Source organism: Agromyces sp. P1_H4, assembly GCF_056405255.1.
Window position 1 is genome coordinate 1 of record NZ_JBFUCL010000023.1, and the last position, 20,088, is coordinate 20,088.

Here is a 20,088-nt window from a genome sequence, read left to right on the forward strand (position 1 = left end):
CGGGTCGGCGGTGCCGGGCGGCGTGGCCCACGGCAGATACGAGACCGGGGCGAGGTGCTCGGTTGCGTCGTTCATCTCACTCCCCTCCCCGATCTCGTTCATCGTGCGACTCAGGCGCCCTTGCGCCCGAGCTTGCCCTCGATCGACTCGACGTTCGACGGCACGGCCGGCGCAGCACCGGCCGCACCGATGCCGAGCTTCGCGAGGATCTTCTTCTCGATGTCGGCGGCGATGTCGGGGTTCTGCAGCAGGAAGTTGCGCGCGTTCTCCTTGCCCTGCCCGAGCTGGTCGCCGTCATAGGTGTACCAGGCACCGGACTTCTTCACGATGCCCTGGTCGACGCCGTAGTCGATCAGCGAGCCCTCGCGCGAGATGCCCACGCCGTAGAGGATGTCGAACTCCGCCTGCTTGAAGGGCGGCGCCATCTTGTTCTTGACGACCTTGACGCGCGTGCGGTTGCCGACCGCCTCGGTGCCGTCCTTCAGCGTCTCGATGCGGCGGATGTCGAGTCGCACCGAAGCGTAGAACTTGAGCGCCTTGCCGCCCGCGGTGGTCTCGGGGCTGCCGAAGAACACGCCGATCTTCTCTCGCAGCTGGTTGATGAAGATCATCGTGGTGTTCGTCTGGTTGAGGCCACCGGTGAGCTTGCGGAGCGCCTGCGACATCAGGCGGGCCTGCAGGCCGACGTGCGAGTCGCCCATCTCGCCCTCGATCTCGGCGCGCGGCACGAGCGCCGCGACGGAGTCGATCACGATGAGGTCGATCGAGCCCGAGCGCACGAGCATGTCGGCGATCTCGAGCGCCTGCTCACCCGTGTCGGGCTGCGAGACGAGGAGCGAGTCGATGTCGACGCCCAGCTTCTTCGCGTACTCGGGGTCGAGCGCGTGCTCGGCGTCGACGAACGCCGCGATGCCGCCGGCACGCTGCGCGTTGGCGATCGCGTGCAGGGTGAGCGTGGTCTTTCCCGAGGACTCGGGGCCGTAGATCTCGATGATCCGGCCGCGTGGAAGGCCGCCGACGCCGAGCGCGACGTCGAGTGCGACGGAGCCCGTGGGGATCACCTCGACGGGAGCGCGGTCCTCGCTGCCGAGGCGCATCACCGACCCCTTGCCGAACTGGCGGTCGATCTGGGCGAGTGCGGTTTCGAGTGCTTTCTCGCGGTCTACGGGTGATGGCATGTGCTGGCTCCTCGTGCTCGTTGCGGCTGCCTCTAGGCTGTCGTTCCACGTTGCGGGCCGTGACCCGCGGCGTCTCGCGACAAGGCGTTTGCGGTGTGTTCCGACGCTTCGACCGTATGGCCGCCCACCGACATCCGGAGCCCCGTGAGGCGGGATGTGGAGGGACGCGACATTCCTCCTGCTGTCGAGGACGAGCCTAGCCGAGCAACCGAACGGATGTTCGAAGACACGCCCGCGTGTCGAACACGTCTTCGGGGCCGCCGAAGCGCTCGATGCCGTCAGGACGTGCGGCGCTGGCCTCGGCCGGGCTCACGCCGACCGACGCCGTGACGACGCTCGGGCGGGACATCCGTCGCCTCGCACAGGGCGACCCAGACCTCGCGCGGCGGAACGCCGGCGGCGAGTGCCTCGCGTGCGGTGCGGTCGCGGAGCCCCGGCAGCACGAGGTCGTTCACGACGACGCTGCCGTACCCTGCGCCGAACTCCTCATCGACCGCGATCTGGAACTCGCTCAGCTTCATCGATGCTCCCGGACATGCCATCGGCCGGTCCGAAGACCGGCCGAGGCGTTGGATCGTGGGTGGGTCAGCGGACCATCATGTCCGCGTCGAACTCCGCGACGAGCTCGTCGGGCAGGCTGTCGGGCACGACGGCCAGGCCCTCGAGGACGGCGATGCGGTCGCCGACCTCGTGCATGATCACGGAGATGGGGGTGTCGAGCGCTTCAGCGACCGACGCGAGGATCTCGGAGGAGGCCTCCTTCTGGCCGCGCTCCACCTCGCTGAGGTAACCGAGAGCGACGCTGGCCTTCGACGCCACCTGACGAAGGGTGCGACCCTTCTGCAGACGGAAGTCCCTCAGCACGTCGCCGATCTCCTGTCGAACCAGAACCATCGGGGACCTCCTTCACTCTGCCATCGACTCCTCGGAGCCGGAAACGGGAGGGTCAGTCTACCCGACTCTCATGGCTTCCAACCTAGCGTCGCACACTTGGACTTTCGTGTGAACTCGTCACCTGTAACAGGTTGTTCACGAAGGTTATTCCGCCGGAACGCCGACGGAGTCGAGCTCCGCGACCGCGGCCTCGATGGCGGCGACGACCGCGGCTGCGCGCACCACGGCCCTGCCGCCGTCGAGCTCGAGCGCCACCGAGCGGATGCCGCGGGGCGAGGCGATCCCGACGTACACCGTTCCCGGGGCCCGGCCGTCCTGCCAGTCGGGCCCGGCCACGCCCGTGGTCGCGACGCCGAGGTCGGCGGCCCGGCCGTCGACGGCGCATGCGCGGCGCACGCCGTCGGCCATCTGCTGCACGACGTCGGGATCCACGGCCCCTCGCTCCGCGAGCAGCGCGGCGTCCACGCCGAGGACCGTGCGCTTCACGGGCGTCGCGTAGGCCACCACTCCCCCGTTGAACACGACGGACGCGCCCGGAATGTCCACGATCGCCGCGGCCAGGAGCCCGCCGGTCAACGACTCGGCGGTGGCGATCGTCAGACCCAGGTCGGTGAGCCGGTGCACCAGCGCCCGGGCGTCGGGCGCGCCTGGGGAATCGGCCGGCCGCGGCATCCGCTCGCCCTCAGCGCGCTTCCCGAGCGGCGCGCGCCAGCCGCACGGCGTCGCGCACGTACAGCAGGCCCGACCAGACCGTGAGGACGAGCGCCGCGGCCATCGCGGCCCAGTTGAGCCAGAAGATCCAGTCGCCGACGATCGTCCAGAGTGGCAGGAGCGCGAGCGAGATCGCGATCGACTGCGCCATCGTCTTCGCCTTGCCGCCGGATGACGCGGGGACGACGTTGCCTCGCCTGAGCTCGACGAACCGCCAGATCGTGATGCCGACTTCGCGCACGACGATGACGATCGTGACCCACCACCACAACTCGCCGAGGATCGAGAGGCAGACGAGCGCACCGCTCGTGAGCAGTTTGTCCGCGATGGGGTCGAGGATCTTGCCCAGATCGGTGACCAGGCCCCGCGAACGTGCGAGCCATCCGTCGACCCAGTCGGTGGAGATGGCGATGATGAAGAGGAGGGCGCTCCACCACCGCATGGGCCCGTCGGCACCCCCGTCGGCGAGCAGCAGCCAGAACACGAGCGGCGCCATGAGGATGCGCACGATCGTGATCGCGTTGGGGAGGTTCCAATTCGCCGATCGCTCGGGGCTTCCGGCGGAGGAGGTCATACGCACAGCCTAGCCGCGCGGTGCTTCCGCGGAGCGGACGGCTCAGTCGCGGCCGGTGAGGCCCCAGGCGTCCTCGTCGGTGTCGCCCTCGACCTCGGGCAGCCCCTGGGTGGCACGACCGACGGGGTCGTCGTACCGGGGGTCCGGGTCGTCGTAGCCGCCGGCGTCGGCGGGGACATCCGCCCGCGCCGCCTTCCCGGCAGGGCCGCCCCCTCCTGCCGGCTCCTCCCCGCGGAGGCGTGCCAGCACGCCGGGGAGTTGCTCGGCCGTCACCAGCACGTCACGGGCCTTCGACCCCTCGGACGGACCGACGACCTCACGGGACTCGAGCAGGTCCATGAGCCGCCCGGCCTTGGCGAACCCGACGCGGAGCTTGCGCTGGAGCATCGAGGTCGAGCCGAACTGCGTCGAGACCACGAGCTCCGCCGCGGCGAGCAGCAGCTCGAGGTCGTCGCCGATGTCGGAGTCGATCTCCTTGCGTTCGACGGCGGCCGCGACATCCTGCCGGTACTCGGGCCGCGCCTGCCGCGTGACGTGCGTGACGACCTTTTCGATCTCGGACTCGCTGACCCACGCGCCCTGCACGCGGATCGCCTTCGACGCCCCCATCGGCAGGAAGAGCGCGTCACCCTGGCCGATGAGCTTGTCGGCCCCCGGCTGGTCGAGGATGACGCGCGAGTCGGTGACGCTCGTGACCGCGAAGGCGAGGCGCGAGGGCACGTTGGCCTTGATGAGGCCCGTGACGACGTCGACGGAGGGCCGCTGCGTCGCGAGCACGAGGTGGATGCCCGACGCGCGTGCGAGCTGCGTGATGCGCACGATCGAGTCCTCGACGTCACGCGGGGCGACCATCATGAGGTCGGCGAGCTCGTCGACGACGACGAGCAGGTAGGGGTAGGGCTTGAGCTTGCGCTCGCTGCCGGCGGGCAGCACGATCTCCTCGTTGACCACGGCCTTGTTGAAGTCGTCGATGTGGCGGAAGCCGAACGACGCGAGGTCGTCGTACCGCATGTCCATCTCCTTCACGACCCACTGCAGCGCCTCGGCGGCCTTCTTCGGGTTCGTGATGATGGGGGTGATGAGGTGCGGCACGCCCCCGTACGGCGCGAGCTCGACCCGCTTGGGATCGATGAGCACCATTCGCACGTCGGAGGGCTTCGCCCGCATGAGCAGCGACGTGATCATCGAGTTCACGAAGCTCGACTTGCCCGAGCCGGTCGAACCGGCCACCAGCAGGTGCGGCATCTTCGCGAGGTTGGCGACGACGTAGCCGCCCCCCACGTCCTTGCCCACGCCGATCGTCATCGGGTGCTTCGCGTTCACGGCCGCGCCCGACCGCAGCACGTCGCCGAGGGTCACGATCTCGCGGTCGGCGTTGGGGATCTCGATGCCGATCGCGCTCTTCCCGGGGATCGGCGAGAGGATGCGCACCTCGTTCGACGCGACCGCGTACGACAGGTTCTTCGACAGTGCGGTGACCCGCTCGACCTTCACGCCGGGCCCGAGCTCGATCTCGTACTGCGTCACGGTCGGGCCCCGCGAGAACCCGGTCACCTTGGCGTCGACCCCGAACTGCTCGAGCACGCCGGTGATCTGCCGCACGACCTCGTCGTTCACGTGCGAGCGCGTCTTCGCCGGCGCACCGGCCGCCAGGGTCGACGCCGCCGGCAGGTGGTACGGCCGATCGGGCACGGCGGCTTCGAGACTCGGTTCAGCGGATGCCGCGGCGCCGCCGATCCCGCCGGTCGCCTCACCCTCGCCCTCGACGTCGAAGACCGCGAGCACGGCCGGTGACCCGGCGTCGTCGCCGCGGAGTCCGGTGCCGCCATGCGGGATGTCGCCGGTGAAGCGCTGGAGCGCCGCCTCCGCGCGGTCGAGGTCGCCCAGCACCTCGGTGTTGTACGAGCCGGCTCCGCCGACGCCCTCGAGCGGCGTCTCGAAGCTGCCGGCTGCCGACCCCGGACCGAACACCTCGGTGAGGCCGTCTACGCCGTTCGCCTCGAACGCGGGATCCTCCTCGCGGTTCGAGTCGTTGCGTCGCCACCAGGGCACGAGTCCGGTGGACTCGGAGTCGTCGTCGAGCGCGTCGATGCCGTCGAGTTCGGCCTGCGCCGTCTTGCGGGCCGCGCGGCGCGACGGCTTCGGCTCGGCCTCGGGACGCTCATCGGGCTCGGGCGCGCCGAACAGCCAGGCGTACAGCTCGCGGAACCGGGCCGGGATGCGGTTCGGCGGCGTCTTCGTCATGATCAGTAGCGACAGCACGAGGAGCAGCACGAGCACGACGGCGGCGCCGATCTCGGTGATCAGCAGGATCAGCGGCTGGGCCAGCATCCAGCCCAGGATGCCGCCGGCACGAGCCAGCACGGCCATGCCCTCGCTCGGCTCGGGCTGGCCGCCGAACAGGTGGCAGAGCCCCGACACGGTGAGGAGGAGGAGACCGAGGCCGATCCCGATGCGGGTGTTGTCGTGCACCGAGCTGGGATGCCGGAAGAGCCAGACGGCGAACAGCAGCATCACCACGGGAAGCGCGAAGGCGACCCGTCCGAACAGTCCGCCGAACGTCCACGAGTCGAACGCCTGGGCGACCGGCTCGTTGATGAAGAACCACTCGACGAGCGCGCCCGCGACGGCGAGCACGACGATGAAGAACGGCAGTCCGTCGCGGCGCTCCTCCTTCGCGAGGGTCTCGGGGCCGAGCGCGCGCGCCGCCCCACCCGTGACGTGCGCGAGCCCCATCCAGGCGCGGACGAGCAGCGGGGGCCGGTCGGGCGTGGCCGGCTTGGCCTTCGCCGCCGCCGACCCGCGTGAGGTCGACGCCGGGAGCTTCTTCGTGGGCGCGGTCTTGGAGCCCGAGCCGCGTGCGGACGCGCCGGAGGCACGCCCGTTCGACCTGGTGCTCGTAGCCATGCGTCCACGTTACGGCCGACCGGCGACGCAGGCCGACAGGACGCGGCGAGTGTCCGCGATCAGCGACCCCCTGCGGGGGTCGCATTGGGGTTCAGCCGAGGACCCGCACCATGGTGTCGCGTCCACCGCGGGTGCCCACCACGGCGAACCCCTCCGAGCGGTAGAGCGCGTGTGCGAAGTTGCCGTGTTCCACGCTCAGCGTGATGCGGGCGTACCMGGCCGCGCGTGCGGCATCCGTCAGCGACCGCATCAGCGTGCGCCCGACGCCCTGTGCACGCCAGAGCGGCTGGACGCCGATGATGAGCTCGGGCACTCCCGCGGCGACGAAGCCGTGCGCCGGGGTGTCGGCCGCGAACAGGCGGTACCACGCTGCGCCGATCGGCTTGGCATCGCTGTCGAGGGCCACGAAGCCGGTGTCCGCCGGCCGCTGCCATCCGGCGATGTAGCCGCGCGAGACCGGGTCGGCGAACACCGTCGGCTTGGGCCGGGTCGCCCCGGCCCGCCAGTTCGCCGCCTCGACCACCATGTCGGCGAGGAACGCGCCGTCGCTCKGGATGGCCGGGCGGATCGTGTAGTCCGCCATGCGCGGATGCTACGCCCGCCGTGTTTCCGCGGTGTTTCCGTCGCCCGAAGGTGCCCCTGAGCCCAGCTCCGGCTCGCGGAAGCCGCCCGGCAGCCGGACCTGCGCGCTACGCCTCGATGACGAGCGGCACCAGCATCGGGCGGCGGCGGAGCCTGCGGTTGACCCAGGTGCCCACGGTGCGGCGCACGATCTGCTGCAGCGCGTGCTGGTCGCGCACGCCGTTCTGGGCGGCCTCGAGCAGTGCCGCCGAGATCTTCGGCTTGACCTCCTCGAACACGGCGTCGTCTTCCGCGAAGCCGCGCGCGTGGATCTCGGGGCCGACGATGATGCGCCCGGTCGAGGCATCCACGACGATGATGACCGAGATGAAGCCCTCTTCACCGAGGATGCGGCGGTCCTTCAGGTCGGCGTCGGTGATCTCGCCGACCGTCGCGCCATCGACGTAGACGAAGCCGAGGTCGAGTTGCCCCGCGACCTTCACGACGCCGTCGCGCAGGTCGTAGACCGTGCCGTTCTCGCCGATGAACGTGTTGCGCTCGGGGATTCCCGTGTCCTGCGCCAGCTTCGCGTTCGCGAAGAGGTGACGGTACTCGCCGTGGATCGGCAGCACGTTCTTCGGCTTCAGGATGTTGTAGCAGTAGAGGAGCTCGCCCGCCGCCGCGTGACCCGACACGTGCACCTTCGCGTTGCCCTTGTGCACCACGTTCGCGCCGAGCTTCGTGAGCCCGTCGATGACCCGGTACACGGCGTTCTCGTTGCCGGGGATGAGGCTCGACGCGAGGATGACGGTGTCGCCCTCGCCGATCTCGATCTGGTGCTCGCGATTCGCCATGCGCGAGAGCACGGCCATGGGCTCGCCCTGCGACCCCGTCGACATGTAGACGATCTCGTCGTCGGGGATGTCGCCGGCCTTCTTGAAGTCGACGAGCACACCGGCGGGCACCTTCAGGTAGCCGAGTTCGGCGGCGATGGTCATGTTGCGCACCATGCTGCGGCCGATGAGCGCGACCTTGCGGCCGTTGAAGTGTGCGGCGTCGAGCACCTGCTGCACTCGGTGCACATGGCTCGAGAAGCTCGCCACGATCACTCGGCGCGGCGAGCGCGCGATCACCTCGTCGAGCACGGGGCCGATCGAGCGCTCGAGGGGCGTGAAGCCCGGGACATCCGCGTTGGTGGAATCGACCATGAACAGGTCGACGCCCTCCTCGCCCAGGCGGGCGAACTCGCGCAGGTCGGTGAGCCGGCCGTCGAGCGGCAGCTGGTCCATCTTGAAGTCGCCAGTGGCCAACACCGTGCCGGCACTCGTCTTGATGGCCACCGCGAGCGCATCGGGAATCGAGTGGTTGACCGCGATGAACTCGAGGTCGAACGGTCCGATGCGTTCGTGCTCGCCCTCGCGCACCGTGAGGCTGTACGGCTGGATGCGGTGCTCCTTGAGCTTCGCCTCGACGAGGGCGAGCGTCAGCGTGGAGCCGATCAGGGGGATGTCGGCGCGCAGGCGCAGCAGGTAGGGCACGGAGCCGATGTGGTCCTCGTGCCCGTGCGTCAGCACCACGYCGACGATGTCGTCGAGTCGCTCGCGCAGGAAGCCGAAGTCGGGCAAGATCAGGTCGACCCCGGGCTGGTGCTCCTCGGGGAAGAGCACCCCGCAGTCGACGATGAGGATCTTCCCGTCGATCTCGTAGCTCGTCATGTTGCGGCCGACCTCGCCGAGGCCGCCGATGGGGATGACGCGGAGCGTCCCTGCCTCGAGCGGAGCGGGATCGATGACGACGTCGGGCATGTGCCCTCCTTACGTTGCGGTGTTCAGTTCACACGGCCGTTCCGGCGGATGCCTCGGCCGACGTTTCAGCGGGTGGTGCCCGCGACCTTGGGCAGCGMGCCACCGGCGGCGGCGTTGCGGTCGGGACGGAAGCGGTGGAAGTCGACGCCCGGGATGCCCTGCACGAGGTCGATCTCGTCCTCGATGAGCGCGGCCTCCCACTCCTCGGGACCGACGAGCGGGAGCCGCACGCGCGGGCTGCCGATGCGGCCCAGGCCGTGCAGGATGTACTTCGCCGCGACGGTGCCGGGCACGTGGGTCATCACGGCGCGCACGAGCGGCTCGAGCCGCCGGTGCTCGGCGGTCGCCGCCGCGAGGTCGCCGCGGTTCACGGCGTCGACGATGGTGCGGTAGGGGGCGGGGGCGATGTTCGCGGTCACGCCGATGAGTCCCGTGGCGCCGATCGCGAGGTGCGGCAGCACGTTGGCGTCGTCGCCCGAGAAGTACATGAGGTCGGTCTGGTTGAGCACGCGGCTCACCTCGGAGAAGTCGCCCTTGGCGTCTTTGATCGCCAGGATGTTCGGGTGCTTCGCGAGCCGCAGGATCGTCTCGTACTTGATGGGCACGCCGGTGCGCCCCGGAATGTCGTAGAGGATGACCGGCAGGTCCGTGGCGTCGGCCACGAGCCGGAAGTGCGTGAGGATGCCGGCCTGGGTCGGCTTGTTGTAGTACGGCGTGACGATCATGATGCCGTCGGCGCCCGCCTGCTCGGAGTGCTTGTAGAGCTCGATCGCGTGCGCGGTCTCGTTCGAGCCGCCGCCCGTGATGATCTTCGCGCGGCCCGCGGCGACGTCTTTGCCGACCTCGACCAGCCGGATCTTCTCGGGGTCGGTGAGCGTCGACGTCTCGCCGGTCGTGCCCGTGACGACGATGCCGTCGGCGCCCGCCGAGATCACGTCGTCGATGTGCTTCTCGACCCCGGCCCAATCGACCTCGCCGTCCGCCGTCATCGGCGTGACGAGCGCGACGAGCACCTGTCCGAAGGGGTTGTCTGCAGTCACGCCCCCAAGGCTATCGGGTCGAGCGGATGCCGCGCCGCGCCCGTCGCCCGCGCAACCGCGGACGCGCACTTATGTGGAGACCGCGTTCGAGCTTCGCGAGGATCGCCGCCTCGACGAGCGGCCAGTCGTACACGAGGAGCGCGTAGTCGAATCGAAGCGTGTCGAATCCATGCGCGGCTGCGACGGCATCGCGGGTCAGGTCCTTGTGTCGCTTGGGCGGAGCCTCGTGATTGAACCGACCGTCGACCTCGAGGATGAGCCGATCCCCGAGGACGAAGTCGACGCGCCCCACGCCGGGGAGCTCGACCTGCGACCTCACCGAGATGCCGATCACATCGAGTCTCAGTCGAAGCAGCGATTCCAGCCCACTGTCCGCGTCCCATCGGGCGAGATCGATGAGCCACCGCCGATCGGCGGGCACGTCGTGGCGTAGCGCCGCCAATTGCCGCCGGTCGATCATGCGGCGTCGCATGGCGGATTCGAGGGCCACGAAGAACTCCTCCGCACCGATGCACCCGAGGGCTTGGGCGAGTGCCGTCCTCAACGAAAGCCGCCCTCCAGATTGTGGAACGTCGTTCCAGTGCAGGACGCAGCTGCATCCGGGATGCGGCAGGCTCTGCCCGTTCGGCCGCATCGCCACATGGACGTGAGGGTGTTCGCCGAGGATCCAGAGCCCGTGCTCCTGCAGCACCGAGATGCAACCAAGTGCACCGCCGTGGCGCACGGCCGCGGCGAGCGCAGGTGAGATCCCGGGCAAGCCGTACCAACCTCGTCTCAGCCGCGTGAGTGAGCCGGCTCGGACAGCGCGATCGATGTCCGCCCTGCCGGCGCCGGCGGAACGCAGCTCGGCGAGACGGGCCACACCACCCAGGTCGATGCAGGCGCGGAGGACGTGGTCCAGGTCGTCGGGCATACCCGACTCTTGCGTGGGAAGTCTGGGCCTGGCGGACCCAGCAGCTCCGTCGGGGGGCTATCCGGGTCGGCGATCGTGTTGAGGACGGGTCGAGGACCGCAACGAAGGAGTTCTGGCACGCCAGGCCGGGCGGACGCGGCGCGCCTCCCGCGATCTCCTCCGTTGCGCGGCCGGTCTGATGCGAGGGGGCGAGGGGGGCCGGCGGCGGGTCAGGCGCGGGCGTAGCTGAGGAAGCGGTACTCGGGGCCGCCGCGTGAGGTGAGCCACGCGGGGTCGGATGGCTCGGCGCCGACCTGCCGCCACACCGCCGGGTCCACCACGGGACCGGGGATGTCGCCCGCACGCGGTTCGATCACCGCGCCTCCGCCCGGCGCCCGGAGCTCGGTCACCTCGAGGCGGTCGGCGAGCGGCAGGGTCTGCCGGAACACCTCGGCTCCGCCGATGACCCACACGCGCGCGGGCTCCCGCGCCGCGGCGAGCGCGAGCGCCTCGTCGACGGATGCCGCGCGCTCCGCGCCCTCGGCGGCCCAGTCGGCCCGACGCGTCACGACGACGTTCGCCCGCCCCGGCAGCGGCCGGAACCGCGGCGGCAGCGACTCCCACGTCTTGCGCCCCATGATCACGGGGTCGCCGAGCGTGAGCTCCTTGAAGTGCGCGAGGTCTTCGGGCACGTGCCAGGGCATGCCGCCGTCGCGGCCGATGACGCCCCCCGATTCGGCCCAGACGAGGCCGATCGACGGACGCGGGGTCGCGGCATCCGCACCGCTCGTCATACCGCGACGGCCGCGCGGATGGCCGGGTGGTGCTCGTAGCCCTCGACGATGAAGTCGTCGTACTCGTAGTCGAAGATGGACGCCGGCGTGCGGGCGAACCGCAGGGTGGGCGGAGCGAACGGCGTGCGGGTGAGCTGCTCGGTGACCTGCTCGACGTGGTTGTCGTAGATGTGGCAGTCGCCGCCGGTCCACACGAAGTCGCCCACCTCGAGGCCCGTCTGCTGGGCGACCATGTGGGTGAGCAGGGCGTAGGAGGCGATGTTGAACGGCACCCCGAGGAACAGGTCGGCGCTGCGCTGGTAGAGCTGGCACGACAGCCTGCCGTCGGCCACGTAGAACTGGAACAGCGCGTGGCACGGCGCGAGCGCCATGTCGGGGATGTCGGCCGGGTTCCACGCCGAGACGATGAGGCGACGGGAATCGGGGTTCACGCGGATCTGCTCGATGACCTGCGAGATCTGGTCGATCGTCTCGCCGCCGGGCGTCGGCCACGAGCGCCACTGCACCCCGTAGACGGGACCGAGCTCGCCGGCGGCATCCGCCCACTCGTCCCAGATGGTGACGCCGTGCTCGCGGAGCCACCCGACGTTCGACGAGCCCTGCAGGAACCAGAGGAGTTCGTAGGCGATCGACTTGAAGTGCACGCGCTTCGTGGTGACGAGCGGGAACCCCTGCGAGAGGTCGAAGCGCAACTGGCGGCCGAACACGCTGCGCGTGCCGGTGCCCGTGCGATCGGTCTTGTGCGTGCCGTGCTCGAGCACGTCGCGCAGGAGGTCTTCATAGGGCGTGGGGATCGTCTCGGCCATCGCCTCGATGCTAACCCCGACGGCCGACGAGGGGGCGGATGCCGCGGCGAGCCGCCCGGCGTCCGCGTGACGCGGTGTCATCCTCCGTCACACGCCCCATGCCGCCGGGCGACCGCCATACCATCGCGACATGGACTGGTCGGTCGCGCTCATCGCGGCCGTCGCGCTGCCCGCCGGGGCCACGGTGCTCGGGCTCTGGTGGCGATCGCGCACGGGCCGCGTCGCCGCGGCATCCGATGTCTCGGCCCTCGACGACCTCGGACTCGCGCCGAGCGCCATCGGCAGTTCGGCGACGCTCGTGCAGTTCTCGACCGAGTACTGCAGTCGCTGCCCGTCGACGGCGCGGCGACTCGCCTCGATCGCCGCCGACTACCGGGGGGTGCGGCACGTCGAGCTCGACCTCACCCGCCGTCCCGACCTCGCCGACCGGTTCCGCGTGCTGCAGACGCCGACCGTCCTCATCCTCGACGCCGGCGGCACCGCGACCGCCCGCATCGGCGGCGTGCCCGACGCGCACGCCGTGCGCCGCCACCTCGACACCCTCACCGGGAGGTCCCGTGTCCCATCCTGAACCCGACGGCATCGATCCGCGGGGGCCGCGCTTCACCGCCGCGATCACCGCGGTGCTCCTGCTCGTCGTGGCCGTCCTCGGCTTCGGCGGCGCCGACCTCGCCGCGTGGATCCTGCTCGCCGCGCTGAGCGCGCTCTTCGCGTGGGGCGCGTTCGCCGGGGTCCGCCGGCACCCGTTCGCGCTCGTGTTCCGGCGGCTCGTGCGACCGCGACTGTCCCCGCCCGATGAGCTCGAGGACCCCCGACCGCCGACCTTCGCGCAGGGCGTCGGCTTCGCGGTGACCATCGTCGGCGTCATCCTGGGGGCGGCCGGCCTCGCCGCCGCGGTGCCGATCGCGGCATCCCTCGCGTTCGTGGCCGCGTTCCTCAACGCGGCGTTCGGCTACTGCCTCGGCTGCCAGCTGTACGTGCTGCTCGTGCGGGCACGAGTCATCCCGCGAACCTGACCGCTGGCGCATCCGCCCGGATAGGCTGGGAGCCCGTCTCGAGGAGGAGGATCCCACATGGCACTCACGAGTGAAGCGACCACCGTCTGGACCGGCACGCTGTTCGAAGGATCGGGCCAGGTGGCCCTCGACTCCTCGGGCCTCGCGACCTTCGACGTGAACTGGAAGGCGCGCAGCGAGGGCGTCGCGAACACCACGAACCCCGAGGAGATGCTCGCCGCAGCGCACTCGTCGTGCTTCTCGATGGCCCTGTCGCTCGCGCTCACTCAGGCCGGCAACCCGCCCGAGAGCATCCAGACCACGGCCGCCGTGACATTCGAGGCCGGCAAGGGGGTGCTCGGCAGCCACCTGCTCGTGAGCGCGCGCGTGCCCGGCCTCACCGAGGAGCAATTCGAGGCCATCGCCCAGGACGCGAAGGCGAACTGCCCCATCTCGAAGGCCCTCTCGATCCCGATCACGATCGAAGCCGAGCTCGCCTAGCCCGTGCGCGTGCTCATCGCCGGTGCGTCCGGCTTCATCGGTACGGCCCTGATCGAGCGATTGCACGGCGACGGACACGAGATCGTGCGCCTGGTGCGACGCCGTGCCCAGGGCGACGACGAGGCGACCTGGTCGCCGGCCGCGGGCATCATCGACTTCACCGTCATGGATCGCGTCGACGCCGTCGTGAACCTGTCGGGTGCGTCACTCGCCCGGCTGCCGTGGACGAAGACGTACCGCGGTGAGATCAACGACTCCCGCGTGACGGCCACCCGCACGCTCGCCGACGCGATGCGCAAGGCCCGCCGACCCCCGGCGGTGTTCCTGAGCGCCTCGGCCGTGGGCTTCTACGGCGATCGGCCCGGCGAGCTCCTCACCGAGTTCTCGAGCGCGGGCACCGGATTCCTCGCCGACGTCGTGTCGCGCTGGGAGAGCGCCGCGGCCCTTGCACCGCACGAGACCCGGTCGGTCGTCTTCCGTACGGGCATCGTCGTAGGTGAGGGCGGGGCCATGCAGCGGGTGGGCACCCTCACCCGATTCGGGCTCTCGGGGCGCCTGGGCACCGGAGGCCAGCACTGGCCGTGGATCGGCCTCGCCGACGAGGTGGGGGCGATCGTGCACCTGCTCGAGTCCCGGCTGTCGGGCGCGGTGAACCTCGTCGGCCCGACACCGGCGACGGCCGACCGCGTGATGGCCGCGATGGCCGAGCGGATGCACCGGCCCTACACCTTCACCGTGCCGGAGCGCATGCTCGAGCTGGCGCTCGGCCGGGCCGCCGACGAACTGCTGCTGTCGAGCCAGAAGGTGCGCCCGCAGCGGCTCATCGACGACGGATACCGCTTCGAGCACGTCACGATCGAGTCGGCGCTCGACGCGATGCTCAGCGCTCCGCGCGCTCGAGCGTGATCGCACGCCGCACGGCGCCCCGCGCCCTGCGGCGGTCGCCGGCCGCATCGTAGGCGAGCCCCAGCCGGAGCCAGGCCCGCCAGGAGTCGGGCGCCGCCTCTGCGGCGTCGCGGAACGCCGGGAACGCGGCATCTGCTGCCGACCGCTCGGGTCGGCCGCTGGGCTTGACCGGGATCTCCAGCTCGAGCCCGCCCTCGTCCTCGAGCCGTCGCATGAGCGCCTGCGACCGCAGCCCGAACGAGATCTCCCGCCAGAGCGCCCAGGCGGCGATGACCGGCAGCACGATGAGCGCCAGCCCGATGCCCACCGCGACGGGCTCCCCGGTGGCCATGAACTGCACGGCGCGCCAGCCCACGAGCACCACGTACAGCGCGAGGAGCACGGCCATCAGGATGGCGCCGRCCTTGCTCGTCATGAGGGGTGGGGCAGGCCGAGGTCGAGCAGCGCGTCGAGGCCGACGACGACTCCGGATGCCGCGGGCGCGCGCCGCAGCGCCAGCAGGATGCCCTGCTCGTAGGCCGAGGCCGACACCGTGGAATGGGCGATCGTCAGCGTCTCGCCCTCGCCGCCCAGCACCACCCGCTGCTCGGCGAGCACGCCCGACAGACGGAGGCTGTGGACCGGGACCCCGGAGACGAGCTGGCCGCGGGCGCGCTGGTCGGCGTGGGGCGCGGCGACGGGGCCCACCTCGGCGCGCGCCCGGCCGATGAGCTCGGCGGTGCGCACGGCGGTGCCCGACGGCGAGTCGACCTTGCCGGCGTGGTGCGCCTCGACGATCTCGATGGAGTCGAAGAAGCGGGCCGCGAGCGCCGCGAAGGCGGTGCCGAGGACGCTGCCGATCGAGAAGTTCGGGATGAAGAGCACGGCGCCCGCGTCGTCGTGGCCGCGCACGAACCGGCCGATCTCGGCGATGCGGTCGCTCGACCACCCCGAGGTGCCGACCACGATGGGGATGCCCGCGCCGGTCGCGAACTCGACGATCCCAGCGCTGGCGGCGGGGTGCGTGACGTCGAGGGCCACGTCGGCGCCGAGCATCTCGTCGAGGTCCGACCGCGAATCGAGCGCCGCGTGCAGTTCGAGGTCGTCGGATGCCTCGATGAGCTCGATCGCCAGACGCCCCATCTTGCCCGTGGCTCCGGCCACGGCGACCCGTATCGTCACCGCTTCACCCTACCAATCGCGTGACGACGAGCTCGCGTCCGCCCGCGTCTAGGCTGGACGACATGCGGTTCCGAGCGGTCGACGTCACGGGCGCCGAGGCGCTCGCCCTGCTGGACGCGTACTTCGCGGAGCGCGCCGCGGGCTTCCCCGCCGAGCAGGGCGAATACCGTCCGACGTACCCGGTCGCCAAGCAGTTCACGCCGCCGGCCGGCGTCTTCCTCGTCGTCGAGGATGAGCGCGACGACCGGGCCGAGGTGATCGGATGCGGCGGCGTGCGGCGCATCGACTCCCGCCCCGGATCGGACGAGCCCCGCTTCGAGGTGAAGCACCTCTGGCTCGCGCCGGCCGCCCGTGGCCGTGGAGCGGGCCGGCGTCTCCTCGACGAGCTCGAGCGCCGCGCGGTGGCCTTCGGCGCGCGCGAACTGGTGCTCGACACGAACGCGAGCCTCGCGGCGGCCGGCGGCCTGTACCGGTCGAGCGGCTACGCCGAGGTCGAGCCGTACAACGCCAACCCGAATGCGACCCACTGGTACGGCAAGCACGTCGGCTGACCACCGGCCAGGCGCCTGCGGCTCAGAGCGCCTGCGCCCAGCCGTGTGCGGCTCAGAGCGCGTAGGGCTCGGGGAGCCCGGAACGCAGCTCGAACGGCAGGTGCGCGAGGTCGTTGTGCACCAGCAGGTTCCACGGGCGGCCCGACTTCTGGGTGAGCACGGTGAGCCCGCAGTTGGCCTGGTGGATCGAGAGCCACCGCCACTCGGGAGCACCGAGGGCCTCGCGCACGAGCCAGCCGATCACGAAGTTGTGCGTGATGAGGAGGTCGTGCCGGTCCTCGCGGTGCGACCGCAGGAACTCCGCTCCGGCATCCGCCATCTGGGCGCTGCCCGCCTCGATCTCCGCCTCGGTGACCGAGCCGAAGAACGGCTCGTAGACCTTGGGCGTCTCGGGGGCGGGTCCGGAGGGGATGCAGTCGAACAGCAGTGCCGACGGCTCGGGCTTCAGCGCCGGCATCTTCGCCGCGATGATCTCGGCCGTCTCGGTGGCGCGCTGCAACGGCGAGTGCCAGGCGTTGTCGAACGGCACGCCGCCGAGCCGCTCGCCGAGCAGTTGCGCCTGCCGGCGTCCCCTGGGCGAGAGCGGACCGTCGGGCATGCCGTGCTCGGCGTCGAGCTGCTCGCCGTGGCGCACGAGGTAGAGATGGTGGGGCACTGTTCCGCTTTCGTCGGTACTGGTCGGGGTTCGGACGTCAGGCGACGTCGGTGCTGGGCGCGATCTCGTCGACGGCGCCGCGGAACGCCGACTCGTCGGCCGCGCCCACCGCGACCAGCGAGAACGGCCGTGCGGCCAGGTCGGCGGCAAGCTCCTGCACGTCGTCGGCGGTGACGAGGGCGATGCGCCGCAGCGCCTCGTCGAGGTCGATGAACTCGCCCAGCGTCAGCTCGGCTCGGCCGAGCCGTGACATCCGGGTGTCGGAGTCCTCGAGCGCGAGCGCGGACGCACCGCTCAGCTGACCGGCGGCGCGTCGCAGCTCATCGGCCGTGACGCCGTGCTCGGCCACCCGCTCGAGCTCGGTGCGCATCAGCGCGGCGACGGTGCCGGCCTTCGCCGGCGCGCAGCCGGCGTACATGCCGAACAGGCCGGCGTCGGAGTATCCGGGCGCGAACGAGTAGACCGCGTAGGCGAGGCCTCGGCGCTCGCGCACCTGCTGGAACAGCCGGGACGACATGCCCGACCCGAAGATCGCGTTCAGCACGCTCATCGTGGAGCGGCGCTCGTCGGTCGCGACGAGCCCGGGCACGCCGAGGAGCAGGTTGACCTGCTCGGTGGGCCGGGGCACGACCGCGAGGGCGGTGCCGGGCGCGAGCACCGCCGGCGCGATGCTGCGGCGCTCGACCGGCGTGCCTTCGGCGGTGAGGTCCCAGCCGTGCCGGGTGAGGGCGGCCTCGAGCTCGGCGACGAGCGCATCGTGGTCGACCGCCCCGGCCACGGTGACCACCAGGTCTTGCGGGCGGTAGTTCGCGCGGTAGTGCTCCCACACCGCCTCGCGCGTCGCCGCGCGGATGGTCTCGGGGCTGCCGCCGATGGGGCGGCCGAGCGGATGCTCCCCGAGCACGGCCTCGAAGAAGCGCTCGTTCGCGACATCCCCCGGGTCGTCGCCCGCCATCGAGAGCTCCTCGAGGATGACGCCCCGCTCGTTGTCGAACTCGACCGGGTCGAGCAGCGACGACGTGAACATGTCGGCGAGCACCTGCACCGCCATCGGCAGGTCGCGATCCTGCACCTTGGCGTAGTAGCAGGTGTACTCCTTCGCCGTGAGCGCGTTGTGCTCGCCGCCGACGGCGTCGAAGGAGATGGCGATGTCGAGCGCCGTGCGGCTCGTGGTGCCCTTGAACAGCAGGTGCTCGAGGAAGTGGGTCGACCCGTAGGTGGCAGGGTGCGCGGCATCCGCCTGCTGCTCGTCTCGCGAGCCGACCGCGACCCAGAAGCCGATGGTGACGCTGCGACTGCCCGGCACCTGCTCGCTGAGCACCCGAACTCCCGACGGGAGCACGCTGCGCCGAACTCGCGCGTCGCCTGCGGCTGTGAAGGAGAGTTCGGCCTGGCCGAGTGGGAGGTCGACAGCGCCGTTCATCCCGTCCAGCCTATGGCACCCGGACGTGCGGCGGTCGGATGCGTCGGCCCGCGGGCGCGGCGTCGGCCGAGCGGTCGCGCCGAGCGGTCGTGCGAGCGGGTCGGGCCGCTGCTAGGCCGACGCGCGATCGAGCTCGACGAGCTCGGAACGGTGCAGTTCGACGGATGCCGCGGCCATGAGCGCCTCGACCTGGTCGGGCTTCGTCGCGCTCACCACCGGCGCGGCCACGGTGGGCTTGGCCAGCAGCCAGGCCAGTGCGATGGTCGCGGGCTGCACGCCGTGGGCGAACGCGATCTCGTCGAGCGCGGTGAGGACGCGGTGGCCGCGTCGTCCGAGGTGGCGGGCGACGCGTTCGCCGCGTGCGTCGCGACGCACCTCGGAGCGGCGGCGCACCTGGCCGCCGAGGAACCCGTTCGCGAGCGCGAAGTACGGCAGCACGGCGAGGCCCTGGGCATGGGCGACGAGCTCGGTGGCACCCTCGAAGGGTCGACGGTCCATGAGGTTGTACCGGGCGGTGAGGAGCTCGAAGCGCGGCAGGCCGTTGGCGGCGAGGACACGCGCCTCGATGAGCCGCTCGGGCGAGAAGTCGGAGGCGCCGATGGCGAGCACCTTGCCCTCGGTGATGAGCGCGTCGACCGCGCCGAGGCTCTCCTCGAGGGGCGTCTCGGGGTCGTCTCCGTGGAAGAACAGCACGTCGATGCGATCGGTGCCGAGCCGGTCGAGGGACGCCTCGACCGCCGCTCTGAGGTCGACCGGAGCCAGCCCGTGGTGGTCGGGGTGGCGTCCGACCTTCGTCATGACGCGCATCCGATCGCGCGTGTGCCGGGTGCGCAGCCAGGAGCCGATCATCGTCTCGCTGCGGCCGGCCGCGTAGCTGTCGGCCGTGTCGAGCAGGTCGCCGCCGGTGCCGGCGAAGCGGTCGAGGACCGCGTGGGAATCTTCGGCGCCGAGCGTCCATCCGAAGGTGCTGCCGCCGAGCGCGATGGGGTGTGCCAGGATGCCGGTCTCACCGAGGGTCGCGGGCATCGGCACCGTGATCGGCCCCGAGAGCGTGTTCGACTCGACGGTCTCGACGCGGAGCGCCGGCGTCGTCGACGCGGTGACGCTCAGGACGTCGTCGCGCCCCAGATTCGCGAACTCCTCGATGACCGCCGAACCCGCGACGCTCGCCGCGTTGGCTCGGTAGGTATGCCGTCGTGCCACGCGCCCCTCCTCCCCAGGATTGACTCCGAGAATACGTCCTCGGGGTACGCGTCCCCCGCCAGACAGGGCGAAACGGGATGAACCGTTACCGAATCGTTTGCGGTCCGGCCACTGGTGTCCCCCGAACGGGCGGCGTCGGCGATGGAGGCGCGGGCCCGCAGCCACGCGGGCGTGCTTCTGCGCGCCGGTCGACTAGCCGCGGCTGGAGCGGCGCACGACGGCCTCGGCCTGGCGGAGCACGGGCGCGTCCACCATCCCACCGCGGAACGCGAAGACGCCCGCACCGGCCCCGGCCGCTACGGCCAGCACGGCACGGGCCCACTCGAGGCGCTCCGGGTCGGGCCGGTAGGCCGCACGGACGACGTCGACCTGCGAGGGGTGGATGCACGCCGTGGCGGCGAATCCCACGGCGACGGCGTCCTCGGCCTCCTGCCGGAGGCCCTCGAGGTCGGCGATGTCGAGGTGCACGGTGTCGATGGCGGCGACGCCGTGGGCGCCCGCCGCGAGGAGCACCTGCGATCGGGCGTGCGT

At 71.2% G+C, this 20,088-nt stretch carries 23 protein-coding genes and 1 pseudogene; 5 read left to right on the forward strand and 19 right to left on the reverse strand.

The features are described 5' to 3' along the window. Positions 1 to 110: 110 nt before the first annotated feature. The 13 genes and pseudogenes from recA to AC1DY2_RS03005 all read right to left on the reverse strand — a co-directional run bounded on the left by recA (position 111) and on the right by AC1DY2_RS03005 (position 12,162). Positions 111 to 1,178, reverse strand: a complete 1,068-nt coding sequence (gene recA / locus AC1DY2_RS02945; protein WP_159605265.1) for a recombinase RecA — start codon at positions 1,176 to 1,178, stop codon at positions 111 to 113. A 278-nt stretch (positions 1,179 to 1,456) separates the two neighbouring features. Continuing rightward, complete coding sequence (locus AC1DY2_RS02950; protein ID WP_309972675.1) at positions 1,457 to 1,699, reverse strand: DUF3046 domain-containing protein; 243 nt, start codon at positions 1,697 to 1,699, stop codon at positions 1,457 to 1,459. A gap of 64 nt (positions 1,700 to 1,763) precedes the next feature. Next, positions 1,764 to 2,072, reverse strand: a complete 309-nt coding sequence (locus AC1DY2_RS02955; RefSeq protein ID WP_159605269.1) for a helix-turn-helix domain-containing protein — start codon at positions 2,070 to 2,072, stop codon at positions 1,764 to 1,766. 144 nt (positions 2,073 to 2,216) lie between these two features. Then, entirely contained in the window at positions 2,217 to 2,744 is a 528-nt protein-coding gene (locus AC1DY2_RS02960) for a CinA family protein (RefSeq protein ID WP_476761047.1), read from the reverse strand. 10 nt (positions 2,745 to 2,754) lie between these two features. Further along, positions 2,755 to 3,357, reverse strand: a complete 603-nt coding sequence (pgsA, locus tag AC1DY2_RS02965; protein WP_476761048.1) for a CDP-diacylglycerol--glycerol-3-phosphate 3-phosphatidyltransferase — start codon at positions 3,355 to 3,357, stop codon at positions 2,755 to 2,757. A gap of 42 nt (positions 3,358 to 3,399) precedes the next feature. Then, the gene (locus tag AC1DY2_RS02970; protein ID WP_476761049.1) at positions 3,400 to 6,264 is read right to left on the reverse strand and encodes a DNA translocase FtsK; all 2,865 of its coding nucleotides are present in this window, start codon (positions 6,262 to 6,264) and stop codon (positions 3,400 to 3,402) included. A gap of 91 nt (positions 6,265 to 6,355) precedes the next feature. After that, entirely contained in the window at positions 6,356 to 6,847 is a 492-nt protein-coding gene (locus AC1DY2_RS02975) for an N-acetyltransferase family protein (protein ID WP_476761050.1), read from the reverse strand. A 106-nt stretch (positions 6,848 to 6,953) separates the two neighbouring features. Continuing rightward, complete coding sequence (locus AC1DY2_RS02980) at positions 6,954 to 8,630, reverse strand: ribonuclease J (RefSeq protein WP_476761051.1); 1,677 nt, start codon at positions 8,628 to 8,630, stop codon at positions 6,954 to 6,956. Between the two features lie 65 nt (positions 8,631 to 8,695). Continuing rightward, a complete protein-coding gene (gene dapA / locus AC1DY2_RS02985) occupies positions 8,696 to 9,670 on the reverse strand; it encodes a 4-hydroxy-tetrahydrodipicolinate synthase (protein WP_476761052.1) in 975 nt (324 codons plus the stop codon). A 10-nt stretch (positions 9,671 to 9,680) separates the two neighbouring features. After that, positions 9,681 to 10,160 (reverse strand): endonuclease domain-containing protein, encoded by a 480-nt coding sequence (locus tag AC1DY2_RS02990; protein WP_476761066.1) that lies wholly within the window; start codon positions 10,158 to 10,160, stop codon positions 9,681 to 9,683. Positions 10,161 to 10,433: 273 nt separating this feature from the next. Further along, positions 10,434 to 10,583, reverse strand: a pseudogene (locus tag AC1DY2_RS02995) (type IV toxin-antitoxin system AbiEi family antitoxin domain-containing protein); the annotation flags it as partial. 209 nt (positions 10,584 to 10,792) lie between these two features. Then, entirely contained in the window at positions 10,793 to 11,356 is a 564-nt protein-coding gene (locus AC1DY2_RS03000; protein WP_476761053.1) for a dihydrofolate reductase, read from the reverse strand. Then, the gene (locus AC1DY2_RS03005; RefSeq protein WP_476761054.1) at positions 11,353 to 12,162 is read right to left on the reverse strand and encodes a thymidylate synthase; all 810 of its coding nucleotides are present in this window, start codon (positions 12,160 to 12,162) and stop codon (positions 11,353 to 11,355) included. Before AC1DY2_RS03005 ends, AC1DY2_RS03000 begins: the two co-directional genes overlap by 4 nt. Positions 12,163 to 12,292: 130 nt before the next feature. Here AC1DY2_RS03005 and AC1DY2_RS03010 point away from each other — a divergent pair, with 130 nt between their 5' ends. Genes AC1DY2_RS03010 through AC1DY2_RS03025 form a run of 4 tightly spaced genes read left to right on the forward strand, consistent with a single transcriptional unit; the run spans position 12,293 to position 14,564 of the window. After that, positions 12,293 to 12,733, forward strand: coding sequence for a thioredoxin family protein (locus AC1DY2_RS03010; RefSeq protein ID WP_476761055.1), 441 nt, complete (start codon positions 12,293 to 12,295; stop codon positions 12,731 to 12,733). Further along, positions 12,720 to 13,178: a DUF4395 domain-containing protein gene (locus AC1DY2_RS03015; RefSeq protein WP_476761056.1), complete on the forward strand. Its 459-nt coding sequence runs from the start codon at positions 12,720 to 12,722 to the stop codon at positions 13,176 to 13,178. The genes AC1DY2_RS03010 and AC1DY2_RS03015 overlap by 14 nt, the downstream gene beginning before the upstream one ends. A 57-nt stretch (positions 13,179 to 13,235) precedes the next feature. Then, positions 13,236 to 13,658 (forward strand): OsmC family peroxiredoxin, encoded by a 423-nt coding sequence (locus tag AC1DY2_RS03020; protein ID WP_476761057.1) that lies wholly within the window; start codon positions 13,236 to 13,238, stop codon positions 13,656 to 13,658. 3 nt (positions 13,659 to 13,661) lie between these two features. Next, positions 13,662 to 14,564 carry a TIGR01777 family oxidoreductase gene (locus tag AC1DY2_RS03025; RefSeq protein ID WP_476761058.1) on the forward strand — a complete coding sequence of 301 codons (903 nt, stop codon included), beginning with the start codon at positions 13,662 to 13,664 and terminating at the stop codon, positions 14,562 to 14,564. Here the strand turns inward: AC1DY2_RS03025 and AC1DY2_RS03030 are convergent. Both AC1DY2_RS03030 and dapB read right to left on the reverse strand, forming a co-directional pair. After that, a complete protein-coding gene (locus AC1DY2_RS03030; RefSeq protein WP_476761059.1) occupies positions 14,539 to 14,979 on the reverse strand; it encodes a hypothetical protein in 441 nt (146 codons plus the stop codon). The two genes, AC1DY2_RS03025 and AC1DY2_RS03030, sit on opposite strands and share 26 nt — an antisense overlap. Then, positions 14,976 to 15,725, reverse strand: a complete 750-nt coding sequence (dapB, locus tag AC1DY2_RS03035; protein WP_476761060.1) for a 4-hydroxy-tetrahydrodipicolinate reductase — start codon at positions 15,723 to 15,725, stop codon at positions 14,976 to 14,978. The genes AC1DY2_RS03030 and dapB overlap by 4 nt, the downstream gene beginning before the upstream one ends. Positions 15,726 to 15,787: 62 nt before the next feature. Here dapB and AC1DY2_RS03040 point away from each other — a divergent pair, with 62 nt between their 5' ends. Further along, on the forward strand, positions 15,788 to 16,276 hold the full coding sequence (locus tag AC1DY2_RS03040) for a GNAT family N-acetyltransferase (protein WP_476761061.1): 489 nt from the start codon (positions 15,788 to 15,790) through the stop codon (positions 16,274 to 16,276). A gap of 52 nt (positions 16,277 to 16,328) precedes the next feature. Here AC1DY2_RS03040 and AC1DY2_RS03045 read toward each other — a convergent pair whose 3' ends face one another. The 4 genes from AC1DY2_RS03045 to AC1DY2_RS03060 all read right to left on the reverse strand — a co-directional run. Then, positions 16,329 to 16,931, reverse strand: coding sequence for a histidine phosphatase family protein (locus AC1DY2_RS03045; protein ID WP_476761062.1), 603 nt, complete (start codon positions 16,929 to 16,931; stop codon positions 16,329 to 16,331). Positions 16,932 to 16,968: 37 nt separating this feature from the next. Further along, the gene (locus AC1DY2_RS03050; RefSeq protein WP_476761063.1) at positions 16,969 to 18,354 is read right to left on the reverse strand and encodes a M16 family metallopeptidase; all 1,386 of its coding nucleotides are present in this window, start codon (positions 18,352 to 18,354) and stop codon (positions 16,969 to 16,971) included. 111 nt (positions 18,355 to 18,465) lie between these two features. Beyond that, positions 18,466 to 19,557, reverse strand: a complete 1,092-nt coding sequence (locus AC1DY2_RS03055) for an aldo/keto reductase (RefSeq protein WP_476761064.1) — start codon at positions 19,555 to 19,557, stop codon at positions 18,466 to 18,468. A gap of 192 nt (positions 19,558 to 19,749) precedes the next feature. Further along, positions 19,750 to 20,088, reverse strand: a 339-nt coding sequence (locus AC1DY2_RS03060) for an aldolase/citrate lyase family protein (RefSeq protein ID WP_476761065.1), incomplete at its 5' end; no start/stop codon positions are given.

Coding starts and splice junctions, on each gene's coding strand:
- recA (WP_159605265.1), bottom strand. CDS start 1,178: ATGCCATCACCCGTAGACCGCGAGAAAGCACTCGAAACCGCACTCGCC.
- AC1DY2_RS02950 (WP_309972675.1), bottom strand. CDS start 1,699: ATGAAGCTGAGCGAGTTCCAGATCGCGGTCGATGAGGAGTTCGGCGCA.
- AC1DY2_RS02955 (WP_159605269.1), bottom strand. CDS start 2,072: ATGGTTCTGGTTCGACAGGAGATCGGCGACGTGCTGAGGGACTTCCGT.
- AC1DY2_RS02960 (WP_476761047.1), bottom strand. CDS start 2,744: ATGCCGCGGCCGGCCGATTCCCCAGGCGCGCCCGACGCCCGGGCGCTG.
- pgsA (WP_476761048.1), bottom strand. CDS start 3,357: ATGACCTCCTCCGCCGGAAGCCCCGAGCGATCGGCGAATTGGAACCTC.
- AC1DY2_RS02970 (WP_476761049.1), bottom strand. CDS start 6,264: ATGGCTACGAGCACCAGGTCGAACGGGCGTGCCTCCGGCGCGTCCGCA.
- AC1DY2_RS03000 (WP_476761053.1), bottom strand. CDS start 11,356: ATGACGAGCGGTGCGGATGCCGCGACCCCGCGTCCGTCGATCGGCCTC.
- AC1DY2_RS03005 (WP_476761054.1), bottom strand. CDS start 12,162: ATGGCCGAGACGATCCCCACGCCCTATGAAGACCTCCTGCGCGACGTG.
- AC1DY2_RS03010 (WP_476761055.1), top strand. CDS start 12,293: ATGGACTGGTCGGTCGCGCTCATCGCGGCCGTCGCGCTGCCCGCCGGG.
- AC1DY2_RS03020 (WP_476761057.1), top strand. CDS start 13,236: ATGGCACTCACGAGTGAAGCGACCACCGTCTGGACCGGCACGCTGTTC.
- AC1DY2_RS03040 (WP_476761061.1), top strand. CDS start 15,788: ATGCGGTTCCGAGCGGTCGACGTCACGGGCGCCGAGGCGCTCGCCCTG.
- AC1DY2_RS03050 (WP_476761063.1), bottom strand. CDS start 18,354: ATGAACGGCGCTGTCGACCTCCCACTCGGCCAGGCCGAACTCTCCTTC.